Source organism: Myroides sp. NP-2 (assembly GCF_014145665.1).
Lineage (GTDB): Bacteria > Bacteroidota > Bacteroidia > Flavobacteriales > Flavobacteriaceae > Flavobacterium.
Genome location: NZ_JACHTD010000007.1, coordinates 162,039 through 180,770, shown reverse-complemented (window position 1 = coordinate 180,770; position 18,732 = coordinate 162,039). Strand labels below are relative to the sequence as shown.

Annotated in this window: 25 protein-coding genes and 2 tRNA genes; 10 read left to right on the top strand and 17 right to left on the bottom strand. The window is 34.0% G+C overall.

Annotation, left to right across the window (positions count from 1 at the left end):
- Positions 1–324: 324 nt before the first annotated feature.
- The 17 genes from H4K35_RS09050 to H4K35_RS08970 all read right to left on the bottom strand — a co-directional run bounded on the left by H4K35_RS09050 (position 325) and on the right by H4K35_RS08970 (position 8,539).
- A complete protein-coding gene (locus H4K35_RS09050; RefSeq protein ID WP_182627183.1) occupies positions 325–990 on the bottom strand; it encodes a hypothetical protein in 666 nt (221 codons plus the stop codon).
- A 345-nt stretch (positions 991–1,335) separates the two neighbouring features.
- A complete protein-coding gene (locus tag H4K35_RS09045) occupies positions 1,336–1,680 on the bottom strand; it encodes a hypothetical protein (protein ID WP_182627182.1) in 345 nt (114 codons plus the stop codon).
- 11 nt (positions 1,681–1,691) lie between these two features.
- Positions 1,692–1,916: a hypothetical protein gene (locus tag H4K35_RS09040; protein WP_182627180.1), complete on the bottom strand. Its 225-nt coding sequence runs from the start codon at positions 1,914–1,916 to the stop codon at positions 1,692–1,694.
- A 130-nt stretch (positions 1,917–2,046) separates the two neighbouring features.
- On the bottom strand, positions 2,047–2,970 hold the full coding sequence (locus tag H4K35_RS09035) for an AbaSI family restriction endonuclease (RefSeq protein ID WP_182627178.1): 924 nt from the start codon (positions 2,968–2,970) through the stop codon (positions 2,047–2,049).
- Positions 2,971–2,972: 2 nt separating this feature from the next.
- The gene (locus tag H4K35_RS09030; RefSeq protein ID WP_182627176.1) at positions 2,973–4,343 is read right to left on the bottom strand and encodes a hypothetical protein; all 1,371 of its coding nucleotides are present in this window, start codon (positions 4,341–4,343) and stop codon (positions 2,973–2,975) included.
- 266 nt (positions 4,344–4,609) lie between these two features.
- Positions 4,610–4,864 (bottom strand): chaperonin, encoded by a 255-nt coding sequence (locus H4K35_RS09025; RefSeq protein WP_182627174.1) that lies wholly within the window; start codon positions 4,862–4,864, stop codon positions 4,610–4,612.
- Positions 4,865–4,867: 3 nt separating this feature from the next.
- A complete protein-coding gene (locus H4K35_RS09020; RefSeq protein WP_182627173.1) occupies positions 4,868–5,170 on the bottom strand; it encodes a hypothetical protein in 303 nt (100 codons plus the stop codon).
- A 15-nt stretch (positions 5,171–5,185) separates the two neighbouring features.
- Entirely contained in the window at positions 5,186–5,383 is a 198-nt protein-coding gene (locus H4K35_RS09015; protein ID WP_182627171.1) for a hypothetical protein, read from the bottom strand.
- 65 nt (positions 5,384–5,448) lie between these two features.
- Positions 5,449–5,646 (bottom strand): hypothetical protein, encoded by a 198-nt coding sequence (locus tag H4K35_RS09010; RefSeq protein ID WP_182627169.1) that lies wholly within the window; start codon positions 5,644–5,646, stop codon positions 5,449–5,451.
- A gap of 7 nt (positions 5,647–5,653) precedes the next feature.
- Positions 5,654–5,833 (bottom strand): hypothetical protein, encoded by a 180-nt coding sequence (locus H4K35_RS09005; protein WP_182627168.1) that lies wholly within the window; start codon positions 5,831–5,833, stop codon positions 5,654–5,656.
- A gap of 2 nt (positions 5,834–5,835) precedes the next feature.
- Positions 5,836–6,156 carry a RusA family crossover junction endodeoxyribonuclease gene (locus H4K35_RS09000; protein WP_182627166.1) on the bottom strand — a complete coding sequence of 107 codons (321 nt, stop codon included), beginning with the start codon at positions 6,154–6,156 and terminating at the stop codon, positions 5,836–5,838.
- Entirely contained in the window at positions 6,153–6,338 is a 186-nt protein-coding gene (locus H4K35_RS08995) for a hypothetical protein (protein WP_182627164.1), read from the bottom strand. Before H4K35_RS08995 ends, H4K35_RS09000 begins: the two co-directional genes overlap by 4 nt.
- A 451-nt stretch (positions 6,339–6,789) precedes the next feature.
- Positions 6,790–6,863, bottom strand: a tRNA-Asp gene (locus H4K35_RS08990).
- Between the two features lie 117 nt (positions 6,864–6,980).
- Positions 6,981–7,286, bottom strand: coding sequence for a hypothetical protein (locus H4K35_RS08985; protein WP_182627162.1), 306 nt, complete (start codon positions 7,284–7,286; stop codon positions 6,981–6,983).
- 6 nt (positions 7,287–7,292) lie between these two features.
- A tRNA-Trp gene (locus H4K35_RS08980) sits at positions 7,293–7,363 on the bottom strand.
- Positions 7,364–7,523: 160 nt separating this feature from the next.
- Positions 7,524–7,829 carry a hypothetical protein gene (locus H4K35_RS08975; protein ID WP_182627160.1) on the bottom strand — a complete coding sequence of 102 codons (306 nt, stop codon included), beginning with the start codon at positions 7,827–7,829 and terminating at the stop codon, positions 7,524–7,526.
- Positions 7,830–8,380: 551 nt separating this feature from the next.
- On the bottom strand, positions 8,381–8,539 hold the full coding sequence (locus H4K35_RS08970; protein WP_182627158.1) for a hypothetical protein: 159 nt from the start codon (positions 8,537–8,539) through the stop codon (positions 8,381–8,383).
- A 568-nt stretch (positions 8,540–9,107) separates the two neighbouring features.
- On the opposite strand from H4K35_RS08970, the gene H4K35_RS08965 reads away from it, so the two are divergent.
- From H4K35_RS08965 to secA, 10 genes are all read left to right on the top strand, one after another.
- A complete protein-coding gene (locus H4K35_RS08965) occupies positions 9,108–9,617 on the top strand; it encodes a hypothetical protein (protein WP_182627157.1) in 510 nt (169 codons plus the stop codon).
- A gap of 173 nt (positions 9,618–9,790) precedes the next feature.
- Positions 9,791–10,432, top strand: coding sequence for a DUF3560 domain-containing protein (locus tag H4K35_RS08960; protein ID WP_182627155.1), 642 nt, complete (start codon positions 9,791–9,793; stop codon positions 10,430–10,432).
- A gap of 53 nt (positions 10,433–10,485) precedes the next feature.
- Positions 10,486–10,860, top strand: coding sequence for a PcfK-like family protein (locus H4K35_RS08955; protein ID WP_182627154.1), 375 nt, complete (start codon positions 10,486–10,488; stop codon positions 10,858–10,860).
- A 3-nt stretch (positions 10,861–10,863) separates the two neighbouring features.
- Positions 10,864–12,150, top strand: a complete 1,287-nt coding sequence (locus tag H4K35_RS08950) for a PcfJ domain-containing protein (RefSeq protein ID WP_182627152.1) — start codon at positions 10,864–10,866, stop codon at positions 12,148–12,150.
- Positions 12,151–12,326: 176 nt separating this feature from the next.
- Entirely contained in the window at positions 12,327–12,542 is a 216-nt protein-coding gene (locus H4K35_RS08945; protein WP_182627151.1) for a helix-turn-helix domain-containing protein, read from the top strand.
- Positions 12,543–13,243: 701 nt separating this feature from the next.
- On the top strand, positions 13,244–13,780 hold the full coding sequence (locus tag H4K35_RS08940; RefSeq protein WP_182627149.1) for a hypothetical protein: 537 nt from the start codon (positions 13,244–13,246) through the stop codon (positions 13,778–13,780).
- Positions 13,781–13,826: 46 nt separating this feature from the next.
- The gene (locus H4K35_RS08935) at positions 13,827–14,519 is read left to right on the top strand and encodes an ABC transporter ATP-binding protein (protein WP_220497673.1); all 693 of its coding nucleotides are present in this window, start codon (positions 13,827–13,829) and stop codon (positions 14,517–14,519) included.
- Positions 14,520–14,583: 64 nt separating this feature from the next.
- Positions 14,584–15,159 carry a cob(I)yrinic acid a,c-diamide adenosyltransferase gene (locus H4K35_RS08930; RefSeq protein ID WP_182627147.1) on the top strand — a complete coding sequence of 192 codons (576 nt, stop codon included), beginning with the start codon at positions 14,584–14,586 and terminating at the stop codon, positions 15,157–15,159.
- A 134-nt stretch (positions 15,160–15,293) separates the two neighbouring features.
- Positions 15,294–15,515 (top strand): DUF2795 domain-containing protein, encoded by a 222-nt coding sequence (locus tag H4K35_RS08925; protein ID WP_002986941.1) that lies wholly within the window; start codon positions 15,294–15,296, stop codon positions 15,513–15,515.
- Between the two features lie 77 nt (positions 15,516–15,592).
- A complete protein-coding gene (gene secA, locus H4K35_RS08920; protein ID WP_182627145.1) occupies positions 15,593–18,685 on the top strand; it encodes a preprotein translocase subunit SecA in 3,093 nt (1,030 codons plus the stop codon).
- The last annotated feature ends 47 nt before the right edge of the window (positions 18,686–18,732 follow it).

Genomic DNA, 18,732 nt, shown 5'->3' with positions numbered 1-18,732 from the left:
TTTTGATATGTTCTAAAAATCATTTTTTTTAACTGGTCACTTTCACCAGAATCAGGTGGTCAAGTTAAACCAGAATCAGGTGGTCACTTTTGCCAGAATGAGGTGGTCAATTTCTCCAGATTCTCCACCAATCTTTAAAAACAAATTCTTCTTTATTGATTTCGTTCACAACTTCTCTAATATGCTCTACTTCTAAATATCCTGATTTAGTTTTTACAAATGTGTATTTCATAAACGAAAGCTGTTTAAGTTTGCATATAATAACTAAGCTTTCGTCTTGCCCGCAGGGCACGAGATGAAAGCTTAGTTATTAGCCGTTCGGTTTTATTGATAATTGTCATCATTCCATATTAGGAGTTCACATATTTTATCAATATTTAGGTTGTTGATTTTATTTATTTTTTCAAGTTTTAATTCAAATGTTTTAAGCTCTTGTTTAGCAAACTCAATTCCTTCCTTTAAAGATAAAGCGTCAAGTGAAACTAATAATTCTTTTGGTGTTGGCACAAAGTGTTCATCGTACTGGTCCACTGAAAAGTCAAGTATAATTTTATTAGTCTCAATTTTTACTTTCGGTTGTGGATGTCCCGCATAAAAACTGTCTTTACCATTTGCAATTTTTTCCCAATAATGAATATCTGAAAGGTCACCACAACATTGAGGAAAATATATGTCATGTCCGTCAATACGAAGAACATAACCTCCAAATAATGAACTTGCTTCTGAACGTTCGTATTTTCCTTCTCTCATTTCTTGTGTATGGTCAATTACAATTTTTTCTAAATTGCAATCTGTGATTTCAGAAAGTTTGTAAAATGAAGAACCAGCTAAATATGGCTTTAATTCGTCTTTGAAACCTGCTTTTAGATAACTTTGAGAATTATATTTATCCCATAATTCTGGATATTCCCAGTAAGGATATTTATCAGGAATTGGTACATTCTGATTGTTGTATCCAATTTCAATTACAGGTATTAATTCTACTTTCATTGTTTTTTCGAGAGTTATTCTATAAACTGACGGCTAACGGCAGTCTGTGAAAAAAGTACACAAACCATTTCAAATATAGTTAATATTTCTTAAATTCATAAGGTATTAATAACGCAATGTTTTATGCCAATTATCAATGTTTTAGACAGACACCAACTTACATTTTCCAGTTTAGAAGCTACTATTGCTACAAAAAAAGCAGTAATCCTAAAATTACTGCTCGTATATCTTAAAGTCATACTTCGACAACTCCATAATACTTTATTAGCTTCCTACGGTTCCGTTCAACGGGCTTTCATCTCGTGCCCTCCGGGCAAGACGAAAGCTTAGTTATTGTACGAAGTTTTATCTAAATCTTATTTCATATATTCTATCGGCTTCTTTTTGCCAATCTTGTGGACGTCCCCATTGAATTAGCTCATTGTTATAGAAATACAAGTAGTATATTTCTTCGACTATACCTTGTCCGTAAATCAATTTCTTATCGTAGTATTGTCCTACTTCAATTGTTCCTTTTTCATAATATTTAGAACCAATTACTTTCATTGGAATATGTTCTCCCATTGCAATAATAACTTCCTTTTTGGTCATTCCTAAAGATAATCTTTCAGGGTGTAATGCCATTGATTTTTTTGAAGCACAAGATGCCATTGTTAGTGCTAAAATAAAAAATAGTAAAATTCTTTTCATTTGTATTATGATTAAATTAAATAGTCGGAAATTTCGTTAATGAAACTATTCAGTTTATTTTGATCTAATTTTAAATTGTTAGATGTTATTTCAAATTTTCCCAAAGTTGCAATATGATAGAATGTAATATCTCCTTCGATATCTTTTAATAATTCAGATGTAAGGTTTCTGAAATCTTCAAATTCTTTTGGTTTTTCTTCCGTTAAAAGATAAGGTTTAAACTCTAAATTAGCCATTTTTTTTAAATTTCGTACAACGGTCAAGTATAAGCGTAGTGCGGGATTTCGGAGCGATTCACTGTCCGCCCACCGCAAAGTTTCTTAAAAGCCAAATTGCTCAATTTTAGCCACTCAGCCCGCATTACGCTTATACAATGTTAGCATTCGTTTTTTCTTCTTCTCGTTGATATTCAGATGTTTCTACGTTTAACGTTTCGCCAATTCTTGTCCAAATAGTTCCAATTTCAGCATTTGAATTCTCCTTGTCGTTTGTAAACACACCAACAAACTTGTAATTGGTTCGTCCTAGAATGTCTTTGTAGTGAAAGAACACAATTCTTATATGTGTTTCTTGGGCGTGCCAATTATAATGGTCAACCTTTTTCTTTTCATCAGAATGAGTTTCGGTTATCGTTCCTTTTACTTCGTCAAATGTGTTGAGCCATCCGCTTCTTGGTCTTTCTGAAGGCCACCAAATAAAAAGTTGAGGGTTCTTTGGATTTTGAATTCCACCTTTCCTTAAAAATCCCCTTTTTGTCTTGCTGTGGTCAGCGTCAAATAGTAAGCAAATATCTTCGATTGTATGAAATGATACTTCGTCTGATAGTGAAATTTTTCCTTTCGTTTTCCAATAGTCAGGATTATGTTCGTTTTCAGGTCGCCAAGGTTTGAAAATTCCTTTTTCAATTTGTTCTTGAACAGAATTATTGATTTTAGAAACTAAATCCGCTATTTGAAAGTGAATTCCGTCTAAATCTTGACGACAATCAATTGAAAAAACGGTATGACCTGTATTTGCTTCAATTTCATTTTTTCTTTTTAAGTCGTGTTGAATTCTTTCATCACTTTCATAATGAGCAGGTTCGTTCACTTCAATGTGAAATCCGATTTGTGGAAAGTAAACATCTGTCAAAGCATACTTGATTTGTTGTCTTGACACGTATTGCTGTGGTGTCATTTTGATATCGTAATTGTCAAGTAAATGCCAAATTCGAGATATTACGTAATGCTCAATTCGTTTGCTACTCGTTCGTTGAAACAGTCTTGATATGTAATTTAATTTCTCATCCATTATTAAGCCGTTTGCAAGTCTGAAACAGGTTTAAATCCTTCATTCTTCTTGAAGTCCATTCGATGCTCAAAATTACTCATACTGTCGGAAGGGTCGAGAAGGTCAAAATTCAATTTGTTTAGTTTTTCTCTTTCGATATTTACAGAAACGATTGTTTGTTCTTCAAAATTTCCTGTAGCTGAATTCATTAATGAGCCTTTTGCATTTACTTGAACTTCATTGACAACTGGGAGCAATTGAAAAATCTCTTTGGATATTTTAAGAATACAGCTACAAACATAATCTTGATAGATTTCATTAAATCGTGATTGAGGAAGCTGCTCTTCCTTTACTTCAACACCTTTTCGGAGGATTTTTTTGGTTGTACTTGGAACAACTTCTTCACTGTGAACATAGAAATCTACTGAAACTTTATTTGCGTTGACTTCAAATGAGATGTCAGAACCGTATTCTTTCAAATCTTCAAATGGATTGAAAAAGTTTAGCGCATAAGTGTATGCTTGCGGATTTTTATTGATAACGCCATTTACAATGTCCATCATCTTTTCATAGTCCGCTTTATCTCTCAAATATTGTTCGTGAGCTTCTTGTTGTTCTTTAAGATTTTCTTCAAGTAATCTGGAGCGACTGTTTTCAAGTTCGTTAAGTCGTTCTTCAAGATTTATTTTTTTATCGAAGTCCTTTGCTCCGTATTTGAAAAGTAGAACTGTCAAAAAGACCAAAGCTGAAATAATTGGTAGAAAATATTTCAAAAATCCTTCCTGCATTAAGCCGTATAATAACCCCATCATACAGACTAATCCGATAAAACCAAGGGCTTTTTCATTTCCTAATGTCTTAAAAACCCAACGGTTTTTTGGAACATACATATTGCCTATAATCAATCGGGCTAAAGAAAGTTTTGACCTTCTTTTTAATCCTTCGATTTCTTGGTCTACATAATCATTAGTGAATTTTGAAATTTCTTGTCGGAGTTCTTCTGCCGTCTGAACATACTCTGGTGCTTCCTGACTTTGTAGTTCTTCCCAATTCATTTGGTCTGAATAGGATTTGTGAACAGATTGTATTACTTCCAAATAATTGTTGTGTTCGTGAACTTCTTCTTCATTGGCTCGAATCATTTCACGTTTTTCGCGTTCCGCTTGTTCTTTCTCCATTTGTTTCAATTCCCTTTCACGTTCTCTGCGTTCACGCTCCATTTCTTTTTGTCGATGTTTGTATTCTCGGGCTTCTTCACGTTGTTTTTTCCGTTGTTCCACTTCAATTACGTGTCGTCTTGGTGTCGCCCAACCGGTGTTTCCAAAGACTTTGTTGCTTACCCATTTCCCGGTGTTTCTCCCGAGTTCACTTTTTAACGATTTTCCGAAACTCATTCTTTTCTAATTTTTATTGTTTGTACTTGGTTTGTTTTAAATGAATGCTAACATTGTTATTTCACGAAACAAAACGCAATATAGTTTCGTAAAATAACACCTATATGCGCACTTCGTTAAATTTTGCGCTAATATAAATAAATATTTATGAATAAGACAATTAACAAATACAAACTAATGTATCACGAAACATTTTATCTTAAATTAAGATTCTTTAAGTATGGATAGCGAAACAATCAAAAACATAGTTATCAAAACAAATATACTTATAAAACCACTTCAACATCATCCTTTTCACTCAGAACAAAATGCTCAATACCATCAAGTACCATTTGCAATCCATCAGCGTATTTAAACTTTCTTATTCTATCACCTGGTTTAAGATATTTTATTTTTACCCCAACAGCAACAACATTATATTCGTTTTCGCTTTGGTAATTGGTAGGTAAAATCAATCCGCTTTGTGTTTGTTTTTCTTCTATTATGCGAGTGCATAATATTCTATCTCCTAATAGCTGCATAACTTACTTTTTAAAATCAGTTAATGTAAAAGTCATTCTGCCTAAATCAACTTGAAGAATAGAATCATTTGCTTTGAAATTATGTTCCAACTCAAGTCGTTTTAATATTCTAGAAAACAAATCTCTTTGAGCATATCCTTTATCCCAATCAGGATCAACAATGTAGTTCATGTTTTTTTTCACACTTCTAGTATCTTTAAGATTTTCCTCTAAGTGAGTTTTTGTAGGAACGTAAATACTTCCTTTTGTAAATAATTGCTGAATAGCTTCATCTACAATTCTTGTTGTTCTTCCACTTCTTCTCATAATTTATTGATTTGGTTACTTAATAATTTTGGCAAACTCGCCTTGTTTCCAAAAGCAAATTATACCAGACGGACTCGTTACAGTTTCTTCTCCCGGATTATATTGTAATCTCGGTACATTGGTTACGTTTACTTCTTTGTTTAGCTTCAAGCAATAAATCACTTTAGCCTTAGCAAAATGTTTTTCTATTTTCTTTAATTCTTTTTCGTTCATAACATTTCAAATAAAAAAAGCTGGCTCAAAAGAAACCAGCCTTTACAACACAACTAATATTATGGTTACATCAAAATAGAAATTCGTCTATCTAACGTTTCCTTATAAGTTTTCATAGAAGATAATTGTATAATCAATAAACTTTGATTTTCATTATCAAGTGTTTTAAAATGATCATTTGACTCAATATAGTTTTGAAGTTTAACTACTCGATCATTTAATTGTTCATGTTCTTCCTTCAATCTTGTTTTAAAATCTGACATAGCAATTTTATTTAGGGTTATTTTTAATTCGCTCAATTATCGTATTATATTCTTCAATCCACTGAGTAGGAATAGCCATTTCAGCTTTTCGGTATCGCACAATAGCACCAACTATTTCGGTTAAGCGTTCGTTGTCTAAATCTTCCTGATCTTTAATACCTACTGGTTTTGATTGCTGAAATAACATACCTACTCTATTTTAAACTTTACAAACTCCTCGCCTTTCTTTACAATGGTTTTTAAAACCTGCAAATGATAAATATCCTTATCGTTAATCCCGTACTTCTTTTGCAGAATATCAACAAACGGTTTTACTCCGTTATCGATATCAGCAAGCTTAGAACTAAATCCAAATTCAAGTTTCAAAGCAAAAGGTGGTTCTGGCAGTTCAATTCGCTTTGGCAGCATAAGCAAAACAGCTTTTTCGTAAGTTTTATATGCAGGAGTTTTAAAGCGTTTACCTTGCCAAGCACAATTAACCGAAAGCGGTTTGATGTTTACTTTTATCACTGCTCAACCTTTTTACCTAATCCGTCAGCACAAACTCCTTCTTGATAAGCTTGTACATTCCAACCTTTACTTTTACTAATCGGCATCATCTTTTCATATTCGGCAAGTGTCATTTTCTTCCTCATTACCACCTCAACAATAGTATTATCGGGTAGTAATGTATTTTTAATTTGTTTTGCCATTATAAAACGAATGATATATTAAAAACACTTCAACATTTAGTTTTTTATAAGATATAGCTTCGTTACAATCACTATAACTAACGACACACGATCTAAATTTTCAAATATTACCCTGCTAGAATATTTAGTACTATGTTATGGGATTTTCAAACCAATTTGCAGATACTTGCTGACTTGACTCAGCGTTGAAGTGTTTTATCCAAAAAATGTTTTGATAAGTAGTCAGGACTCGAACCTGAAATAATGTATTGATATAACCGTGATTCGAGGTTTTACGCCATCACAGCTACCCTTACTACATACTAATTATATCCTCAATTCATTCAATAAAATAGCTTTACTAGTACCTATTTACATTAAATGTCGTCTACCCAATTCCGCCACTACTTAACGTTACTTTTTACAGAAGTAACAAACTGGTTATTAACCCAAAAACTCAATATATGAATTGCAGTCTATACGAGACTCGAACTCGCGACCTCTTGCGTGACAAGCAAGCACTCTAGCCATCTGAGCTAATAGACTAAAAAAATTAATGAATACGTTTTATTAAAAAATAAAAGCCTTTCAGTAGAACTTTAATAGAGCAAATAATTACTTTATTGTTGAAAGGCTTTTAAAAAAGATTGTTGTATATAAAAGCTAACTAATCCTAATTTCATTCCGAATGCAAATAAGCACTTCGTTCTTTGGAGAGCCCAAATATATAGAATTAGTGTAAGTATAAGTACAAGTAATATCAGAAATGATACTGGGGGAACCATAACTTAAACTTACGTTTGCTTTTAAAGCAGCAGAAACTAGAACAGCATCTGCTTTTACTACATCAGAAAAAGAAACAAGCTCTATTTTCTGTTTTGAATTTTCGCTCAGGTCTATTGTAGTTTTACAGATTCCCGCAATACTGAAACAAAACAGCATTGTAAAAAGCATAATCAAACGTTTCATAGTTCGCACATAGAAAAGGACTCGAACCCATACAAACAGATTTGGAGTCTGTCGTGCTACCATTACACTATCTATGCAGAAATAAAACTACTTGCCAGCCGTGCAATAAGGACGTAAAAAGCCTTGTTGAAATCGCCCATGTATCTGCTATTACGATACCACGTTGGTCTGTCATTACCTCAGCTAATCAAGTTAGCGGCAAGTAGTTTTTATACAATTACCAAAAATGTCAATGATCTATATCAAATAAACCGAAGCCAAACGATCGTATAACTCAGATGTGGTTTCAATTAACACTTCATCCCCTTTTTCAATCCTTCCAAAATTGCAGAAAAAACAATAGTGATCAATCTCATCTATAGCCTCCTGATTATTATTGAAATGAAAAAGCAATACACCTCGCAAAGCATCTAGCAAAATCGAATTATCATAAACAGGCACCGTTGTTCGATACAACTGAGTTAAGACATCTGAAATTTCATAATCTCGCAACGTCTGTACTTTTATCGATTCAATTACCGATATAAAGATATCCCTGTTCATTTTTTCAATTTTGATACAGTACAAATATATAAAACATTTTATACAAAAATATAATTTTAATATAATTTATTTTTTATATATAAATCAAAAACATATAAAGCTTTTTATAGAATAACAGAAACACAGAAAAGAACTTGTTTAAAGCATTAAAACAATCCAAACAATAATAGATTCGGAAAGATTTTTAAAATAGCTTAAATCAAACAAAAGGAAGGAAAAACAATAAAAGTGAGATATGATAGAGGGTGTGGGATGGTATACATGTTTCTGCGAGAGCGAAACGCAAAAGGAAAACGCGAAAAAAAAGGGTATTGGGGGTATGTTGCAAAACAAGTCCAAAAACATTTTAGCTTTTTCGTTGAGGTTATCTAAAGCTAATTTTATGCAGCAACTAATTTAAAGATCTTGTTTCTGGTGCTATTTATTTTCAAGAAAGCAAACTACTATAAAAGCAAATGTAATCTTAGTAGGATTTGAACTAAACTATATAAACAACTGAAAAACAACGTTCTAAGGTTTTAATATTTAAAACTTGCACGACCATTGCACAATTACAACAAATCGTGGCGCTTCTTCCAATACTCTAAAAGGTCGTTAAGTTCTTGTACTGCAACATTATACTTCTTTGGTATCTTTTTATTTCTAATAGCTTGCTCACTTCCAGTTAACGCCTTACTTAGCTCACTAACATTAATTAATTTATCAATCATAATATACGTTTTTATGTATCTTTTACCCGAGCTAAGATACAAAATATTGTACTTACATACCTTAATATATAACAACAAACAAAAGAATCTAAACAAGCGTGTCTTTGTGTTTGTCTCCTCCCCCTCCACCATTCACACAAGTACGCAACTAAAACCATTTCTTTTTAATCTTGTTCAATTCTTTTCTAGCTTATCAAACTGTATATACAAACTATATAAAAACCTCTTAAAACTCTTTAAAACAAAGCATTTACTTAATCATAAGTTTTATTTATTATCAGTTTATTTTTAATAGATTTTTAGTATTAAAATATTTTATTTATTACTTTTTTATACCGAAAAACAGTTACACATTTGTATAACAAAATAAGAAATGGTAATACTTCTTTATTTGTTTCCCCCTGAGGGGGTGTTCTTTGATATACTGTCTGCTTACTCTCTTATAGTTTTAGTTATAGTAGCAATATTATAACTAAGCAAATCGAGCTTGATAATTACCACTATTCAAGCGAATACATACTAACGGGAAACATGTCCTAATTAAATAACCCTATTAAAATATAGTAATATGAAAACAACTTATTTTACAAATTGCAACACATTAGACGAAGCTAAAAACTTATTTAAAAAGCTTTGTTTTGAATTACATCCCGACACTAGCGGATATAATTCACAATCTGAATTCGTACAAATGTTTAAAGAATTCAAATCTTTAGAAAACCGCTTTAATACTTCTAACGCAGAAGAACACACAAACAACAACTTTAATGCTGAACAATTTTACAACATCGTGAAAATGTTCGAAGGATTGGAAAGTATCAATATTTCTTTCGTTGGTTCTTTTATATGGCTTACAGACTTAACACCTGGAGCAATGTATTCACAAAAAGAAAAAATAAAAGCTATTACAATTGAGAATTACAACACTGCCCGCTGGGCGGGACAAAAAAAGTCTTGGTACTTCTCCCCTGCTGACTATGTAAAGAAAGGAAGATCTAATAAAGACCTAAGCGAATTAAAACAATTATTCGGTTCTACTGACTTTCAAACTAAATCAAACTTAAAACTAGCTATCTAACATTAACAGCCCTTACAATTTACCACAATGTAAGGGCTGTATTTTAACCCTATTAAAAATGAAAAATACCGCACACAGCAAGCGCATAACTTACAGATTTATAGCTTTTGCAATAGTTTACTTCACTTTTCAAGTATCAAGAATATTTTTTTAACCCTATAAATTTTACCACAATGAATACTTACAGTAAATACTGTCCAAATGTTTTTTTAGCGAAAACAACAGAACAACACGAAAAAGGAAGCTTAATAAAACTAACCACTAAATACGGAAAGGAAAACGAAGTAATTATATACAACTTAATCTATACAAAAGATGGTTTTTACTTTTATTCTTTTGTTCGTGCTGATGGTTTTAATATTCAAGAAAGAGCAAAAAACAAAGCTACTAAATATGAAAATTGGGCAAATTCAGCAGAAAAGAAAAGTACAGAGTATTACGAAGCTTCAAAAGAAGGGCACGACTTTCTTGTATTAGCTGAACCAATTAAAATTGGGCATCATAGCGAAAAAAGACACCGCGCACTTATTGAAAGAAATTGGAATAGGATGGGCAAAAGTGTTGAATTTTCAGAAAAAGCAAACGATTATTTAAGTAAAGCTGAGTATTGGGAAAGTAAAGCCAATGAAATTAATTTATCAATGCCCGAAAGTTTAGAATACTATGAGTATAAACTAGAAGAAGCAAAAGAAAGGCATGAAGGTTTAAAAAGTGGCAAATACGAGAGAACACACTCTTTCTCTCTTACTTATGCAAAGAAAGAAGTAAACGAACTTACCAAAAAGTTTGAAATAGCAAAAAGACTTTGGAACTAAAAATATAAGTGCCCAATGTGGGCACTTCTCTAACCCTATTAAATTTACCACACATGAAAGCATCAAACACATTTACAAATATTATTAAAAGTCATTTAGATAACAGGGCAAAAAATGATACTCTTTTTGCAACAACTTACGCAAAGGAAAATAAAAATATAGACGACTGCATCACATATATTTTAAACCAAGTTAAAGAATCTGGTTGCAACGGCTTTGCAGATGATGAAATTTTTTCAATGGCTGTGCATTACTATGATGAAGATGATATTAAAATTGGTAAGAAAATTTCTTGTAAAGTTGTAGTTAATCATAAAGAAGAAGTTAAACCCCAAAAAACAACCGAGCCAATAAAAACTGTTAAACCCCAACCAAAGCAAGTTAAAAAAACAGACAACACTCAAATTCAAATGGAACTTAATCTATAATCTATGAAACCAAGAACAAAAATTCAAATTGCAGTTGATTTCTTACAAAATAGATTATCAACCATTACAGAAGAGCAAAAACAATATGCTTTTGAAGGTTTATTTAAAAAGTATTGTTACAGAACTAAAAACAAAGCGTTTTGCTTAGAATGTGGAAACGATATTGACGTTAACTTGTTAGGCAAGAAGAAAAGTATTATTTGTCCAAATTGCAAAGCTAAATTAAATATTGAAGCTTCCAACAAAAGAACATTAAACACTAGATATCAAATTTTTGGTTTTACAGAAATTGTAAAATATGATAATTACAACTTTCAAGTAGTTCGAATTTTTGAACTCGCTAAATACTGCAAAAAAGGAGAAAAGCCACGATTTTACTTTAATGAAATTTGTCAAAATTGGTACGAAGAAAAAGGTAAAAAAGTAATTTACGCAAGGCTTGAAACACCTTACTGCTTTAGTGGAAACTTAGAGATTAGACAGGAAACTTATTGGAAGAAATATGAGCCTTATATCCAATTATACTGCAAAAATTCAAAGTTTAAAGACGAATATGTTAAATACGGAATTACGCATAAAATAGTTGGTTCATTAGAAACTACATACTTAACAGCTAGAAGAATGCCACAAGCTGAAACCTTATTAAAAGCAAATTACCACAATGTTTTTCAAAGGTTTCAAGATAACGAAATACGTGAATTTTGGAAAGCTTTAAAAATTTGCATCCGCCACAAGTATAAAATAAAAGAAGCAGATATCTATAGAGATTATTTACAGCTAGTAAAAGAACTCGGAAAAGACCTAAGCAATCCAATTATTGTTTGCCCTAAAAACTTACATAAAGAACACGATAAAGTTTTAAAAGTAGTACAACGAAAAAGAGATAAAGAAGAAACTAAACGCATAAGACAAAAAGCAATACAACAGGCTCTAGAAGATGCAGAAGCACTTAAAAAATTCAAAGAAGAAAAAGGAAAATTCTTTAATCTCGAGATAAAAGGAAAAGGTATAAAAATAGTTCCTTTGAAATCTATAGAAGATTTTACAAAAGAAGCTGAAATACATAAACATTGTATATTATCTAACAAATACTATAATAAAGAAAATTCGCTTATTCTAAAGGCAGAAATAAACGGTTTAAGTGTAGAAACAATTGAACTAGACTTAAATAAAATGCAAATTGTTCAGTCAAGAGGTTTACACAATAAATCATCTAAACATCATGATGAAATTATTAATCTACTAAACAACAATAAACACAGAATAGAAAAGATACACTATCAAGTATAAACCAAAGACCTTAGCAAGTCAATAAACTGCTTTTATTATTTTCTACATTACGAATTAAAAAATAATCTTTAGATTTACTCAATAAAAAAATCCCAGCGAGTTACCACACATCGCTGGGAAACATGTCTGCTAATTTTAACCCTATTAAAATTTGCAATTACAAAAATATTAAAATTATGTCGTTAAAAGAAGAAATTGCCTTAAAATTAAAAGCTCGTAGAATTGAACTTGGTTTAACTATGGAAGAGCTTGCTGTATTAATTTGGGGAGATCCTGCAAAAAAGGCTCAAATATCAAATTACGAAAGCGGAAAGAGGTCGTTCTCTTTAGACACTTTAGAGTTATTCTTAAAAGCTTTACAATGCGAATTAAGCATAACTAATAAACAGTAACATTTGTTTATTTATAACTAATAAGAGCAATATTAATTATATTTTCTGCGGGCAAAAATCGTGCAAAATAGATATATTAAAAACACAAATAGCTAAATACTAATAAGTTACTTTAAAACAAAGTAATCCTGTCATCGTCACAACAAAGAAAACCCTACACATTTGTGTAGGGTTTTTTTTATGCAATGCTCCGATGGTTCGGATTTGCAATCCGCACCATCGGACCAAGTCGAATGTAACTTGCAATACCCTCTTCCGTTTTCTTCCACTTTTTGGATAAAAAAGAGCTCTTTTCCATTATTTTCCGAAATAATAAAATCATAACCAGTTGAATTTAAGTATTTTGACACAGGTGGGAAAAGCACTTGTAAAGGGTTTGTAAGGGGATAGTTAGTGTTTACAAGGGTTTTAGGCCATTTTGCCTTACAAACCCTTTACAAACCCCTTACAAACCCCTTACAAACCCTTACCTATCTACCTATAGGAACCCGATCGCGTGGCAATCCGTGCGTTAGATTGAATAGATGAAGGCAGGAATGACAAATCCGTAGCATCGGAAAACCCTGCACATTTGTGTAGGGTTTTTTATATAATTTGAGCATTTTATGTGAAATGTTTTATGTAATGACCTCAATTACCCAAAGGAACAATTACCTTTGTCGTGCAAGATTTTTATGCGACAACGAATAATTGTTTGCCTTATGATTCTCGATTACCTTCAATTTTGGTTTACTGCAAATAACGAACACGGCACACATTCGCCTTTTGTGTTTAATTTACTGACTCGTGGACTCTATCCTTCGGATCGTCGTTGGAAAGGGCAATCGCGAAAGCAGCAGTTCATTGACCGTTTGCTTGTGTACTTTGAGCCGCACTATATTGGGGTACTAGATAAACAAGCTTTGAGCACAAAGACCAACCGAGATATGGTTGTTTTTCAACGCGAATCTACGACGCCCTATGATTGTCTTATTTTCAATGGTACAACAGCGTCATCTTGGCCTAGTATAGCTACGGTTAGCTCTTTGCTACACAATGATTCGTTTTGGATCATCGATCGAAGAGGGAAGGAGGCATCCGTCGAAAAATATTGGCAAGAAGTAGTGGCATCCGAAGAAATGATTGTAACTTTAGATTTCTATTATTTCGGAGTGGCTTTCAAGCGAAAAGAACAGCTGAAACAGCATTTTACCTTGCGTTTACAACCGGACCGCATATTCCGTTTGTTGCGCGTGTAACAAAATGACGTTTTTAGACACTTATATGAAAGAAAATACGAGGATTATGTCTAAAGAATTAATTATTGATATCCAGGATATTAAGCGCGACTTCAAAATGGGATCTGAGACGGTAAAAGTCTTGAAAGGGGTGAATTTACAAATTGAAAAGGGAGATTACGTCGCTTTGATGGGGCCTTCAGGATCGGGTAAATCTACGTTGATGAACATTTTAGGTTGTTTGGATACGCCTACTTCGGGTTATTATAGTTTAAATGGCAAGGACGTCAGTCGATTAGATGATGATCAATTGGCAGAAATTCGCAACAAAGACATTGGTTTTGTTTTTCAAACCTTCAACTTGATGCCGCGTACTACGGCTTTGGACAACGTGGCTTTACCGATGATTTATGCTGGAAAATCGAAAGATGAGCGCAAGGAACGCGCTACTTCTGTTTTGCATATGGTGGGCTTAGGGGATCGCATGGATCACCACCCCAATCAACTCTCTGGTGGACAAAGACAGCGTGTAGCTGTGGCACGTGCATTAGTCAACAATCCCTCTATTATCTTAGCCGATGAACCTACGGGAAATTTAGATACGAAAACCTCTATTGAAATTATGGCGTTATTCGACGAAATTCACAGCAAAGGCAATACAGTGATTCTCGTGACCCATGAGGAAGATATCGCAGCGCACGCCCACCGCATTATTCGCTTGCGCGATGGGGTTATCGAAAGTGATCAGCGAATAAAATAGAAGAAAGACGCGTTAGTTTACCCAAAGTATTGTATTTTGCTCGTTGGATCAAACAACTGTTAAAATGAAAATATACACCAAGACTGGCGACGGAGGGACTACGGCTTTATTCGGGGGAACACGAGTTCCTAAAGATCATATTCGAATTGAATCCTACGGCACCATAGACGAATTGAACGCTTATATTGGCTTGATTCGCGATCAGGATATTCCTGACCTAGAACAACAAGCTTTACTCGCTATTCAGCACGATCTATTTACTTTAGGAGCTATGTTGGCGACAGATCCCCAAAAAGCACGTTTAAAAAACGGCAAAGAACGCCTAAATATCCCGAAAATAACCGCTGAAACTGTCGATGCTTTAGAGCGTGAAATCGATCGTATGGAGCAAGATTTGCCTCCTATGACACATTTTATTTTACCAGGTGGTCATACAATTGTGTCATTCTGTCATATTGCGCGTTGTGTTTGTCGTAGAGCAGAACGCTTGTCAGTACAGTTAAGCCAAGAAGAAGCGGTAGAAGCAGAAATTTTGATGTATATCAACCGACTTTCTGACTATCTTTTTGTGTTGGCACGAAAGTTGACTTTTGACTTAAGTGTAGAGGAAGTAAAATGGATGCCTGAAAAACAGGGGTAAACCCACTGAATTCCGCGATTTTTTGTTGTGAAAAAAGCAAGACGTTCTTTAAACTTAGTGAAATACTATGAAAAAAGCTTGCTTATTTCATAATAAAATTTATTTTTGCAATAAAATTTAAAAAAGGTTAAGAGATGTATTGGACATTAGAATTGGCATCTTATTTAAGTGATGCTCCATGGCCTGCGACTAAAGATGAGTTGATAGATTACGCTATTAGAACAGGTGCGCCCCTTGAAGTAGTTGAAAACTTACAATCCATCGAAGATGAAGGAGAAATCTATGAATCTATGGAAGAAATATGGCCAGACTATCCTACGGACGAAGATTATCTTTGGAACGAGGATGAGTATTAATATAGAAAAAAGCCTTCTACAAGGCTTTTTTTTGTTTATTTTAGCAAGTGAAAAAAGAGTAAAAAACATATAAACCTATGAGTCTTATAAATACCATATTAAAGGTTTTTGTCGGCGATAAATCGGAAAGAGATATCAAGGAAATAAAGCCTCTAATTGAAAAAATTAAAACGTATGAATCGTCTTTATCTGCTTTGTCAAATGACGAATTAAGAGCAAAGACAATCTATTTCAAAGAGAAGATTCAACAATCTAGAGCCGATCAAGATGCGAAAATAGCTTCGTACAAAGAAGAAATCGAGAAGACTCAAGATATCGATAAAAGAGAAGCTATTTACGCAAGTATTGATAGCTTAGAAAAAGAAGCGTATGACAATACTGAAAAAGTATTGATGGACATTTTGCCTGAGGCATTTGCTGTGGTAAAAGAAACTGCAAAGCGTTTCAAAGAAAACGATACGGTAGAGGTTACAGCTTCTGAAAAAGATATGGAGTTTGCTGATCACAAACCGTATGTAACCATTGTTGACGGAAAAGCCCAATGGGCCAATAAGTGGTCTGCAGCTGGTAAAGAAGTAACTTGGGATATGATTCACTACGATGTTCAGTTAATCGGAGGTATCGTATTGCACCAAGGGAAAATTGCCGAGATGCAAACAGGGGAAGGGAAAACATTAGTTGCTACCTTGCCTTTATACTTGAATGCATTGACAGGAAACGGTGTACACTTAGTAACTGTGAATGATTACCTTGCCAAAAGGGATAGCCAGTGGAAAGCACCTTTATTCGAATTCCACGGAATGACCGTAGACTGTATTGACAATCACCAACCAAACTCTCCAGGTAGAAGAGCTGCTTACGCTGCGGATATTACTTACGGAACAAATAACGAATTTGGTTTCGATTATTTGAGAGACAATATGGCTCATACGCCAGAAGAATTGGTGCAACGTGTCCACAACTATGCTATCGTCGATGAGGTCGATTCAGTATTAGTCGATGACGCTAGAACGCCATTGATTATCTCGGGTCCTGTTCCACAAGGGGATCGTCATGAGTTTAACGAGCTAAAACCAAAAGTGTCAAACCTTGTTGAGATTCAACGAAAATTGGCGAATAACTTCTTGGCAGACGCCAAAAAATTAATCCGCGAAGGAAATACAAAAGAAGGTGGTTTCTTATTGCTAAGAGCTTACAGAAGTTTACCAAAAAATAAAGCCCTTATTAAATTCTTAAGTGAAGAAGGGGTGAAGCAATTGCTTCAAAAAACGGAAAATCACTATATGCAAGACAACAATAGAGAAATGCATAAAGTGGATGAGGCGTTGTACTTCGTAATTGAAGAGAAAAACAATCAAGTGCAATTAACGGATAACGGGATCAAGTTTTTATCGCAAGATACAGATGAGAACTTCTTCGTTTTACCGGATATTGGAACAGAAGTAGCTCGTATTGAGAGCCAAAACTTATCAAGAGAAGATGAGGCTATTGCCAAAGAGCGATTGTTTCAAGATTTTGGTGTGAAAAGCGAGCGTATTCACACGTTAAATCAGTTGTTGAAAGCCTATACTGTATTTGAAAAAGATACGGAATACGTGGTTATTGACAACAAAATTTTAATCGTTGACGAGCAAACAGGTCGTATTATGGATGGACGTCGTTATTCTGACGGATTACACCAAGCGATTGAGGCTAAAGAAAACGTAAAAATCGAAGCAGCTACACAAACCTTTGCTACGATTACCCTACAGAACTACTTCCGCATGTACAAAAAATTGGGAGGGATGACTGGTACGGCGATTACAGAAGCAGGAGAGTTCTTGCAAATCTACAAATTGGACGTAGTTGAAATTCCAACCAACAGAGGAATTGCGCGCAAGGATAAAGAAGATAAAATTTACCGTTCAGTGCGTGAGAAATACAAAGCCGTTATTGACGATGTTGTAGAACTATCACAAGCAGGACGTCCGGTATTAATCGGTACTACTTCGGTGGAGATTTCGGAATTGTTGAGTAGATCGTTAAAAATGCGCGGTATTCAACACAACGTATTAAACGCGAAACTACACAAACAAGAGGCTCAAATTGTTGAAGAAGCAGGAAAACCAGGTATTGTGACTATTGCAACAAATATGGCAGGTCGTGGTACGGATATTAAGCTTTCTCAAGAGGTGAAAGACAAAGGAGGATTAGCCATCATTGGTACAGAACGCCACGATTCAAGACGTGTTGACCGTCAGTTAAGAGGTCGTGCAGGACGTCAAGGAGATCCAGGAAGTTCTCAGTTCTACGTGTCTTTAGAAGACAATCTTATGCGATTATTCGGTTCAGAGCGTGTAGCGAAGATCATGGATAGATTAGGGTTGGAAGACGGAGAAGTGATCCAACACTCGATGATGACTAAGTCTATCGAAAGAGCACAGAAAAAAGTAGAGGAGAACAACTTTGGTATTCGTAAACGCCTATTAGAATATGATGACGTAATGAATGCACAACGTGAAGTAATTTACAAACGTAGAAAACACGCGTTGTTCGGAGATCGTCTGAAGGTAGATATCGCAAATATGATGTACGATTTATGTGAGCGTATCAGCGAAAGCAACAAATTGGCGAATGACTTCAAGAACTTGGATATGGATATGATCCGCAACTTTGGAATCAACGATGTAGTAACAGAGGATCAATTCAACAAAGACGACGTAGTAACACTTGCAAATCGTTTATACGAGAAAGCATTTGCTGCTTATCGCGAAAAATGTCAGCGCAGTGCAGCGGAAGCATTCAAAGTAATCAAAAATGTTTACGAGAATCAAGACAATAATTTCGAGCGTATTGTTGTGCCATTTACAGATGGTATGAAAACCATGAACGTAGTGACAAACTTAGAAACTGCCTACCAAACAGAAGGTATGAGTTTGATCGACGACTTTGAAAAGAATGTTGTATTGTCAATTTTAGATGAGGCGTGGAAGAAACACCTTAGAAAAATGGACGAATTAAAACAGTCTGTTCAATTAGCTGTTCACGAACAAAAAGATCCTTTGTTGATCTATAAGTTCGAGGCATTCGAATTGTTTAAGAAAACAATAGCTGAAATGGATGCAGAAGTAACTTCATTCTTGACAAAAGCGGATTTACCCGTTCAACCCGTACAAGAAGTAAACGCATAATTTTAGTTTATTCAATACAGCAAAGGGCTCTTGACACAAGAGCCCTT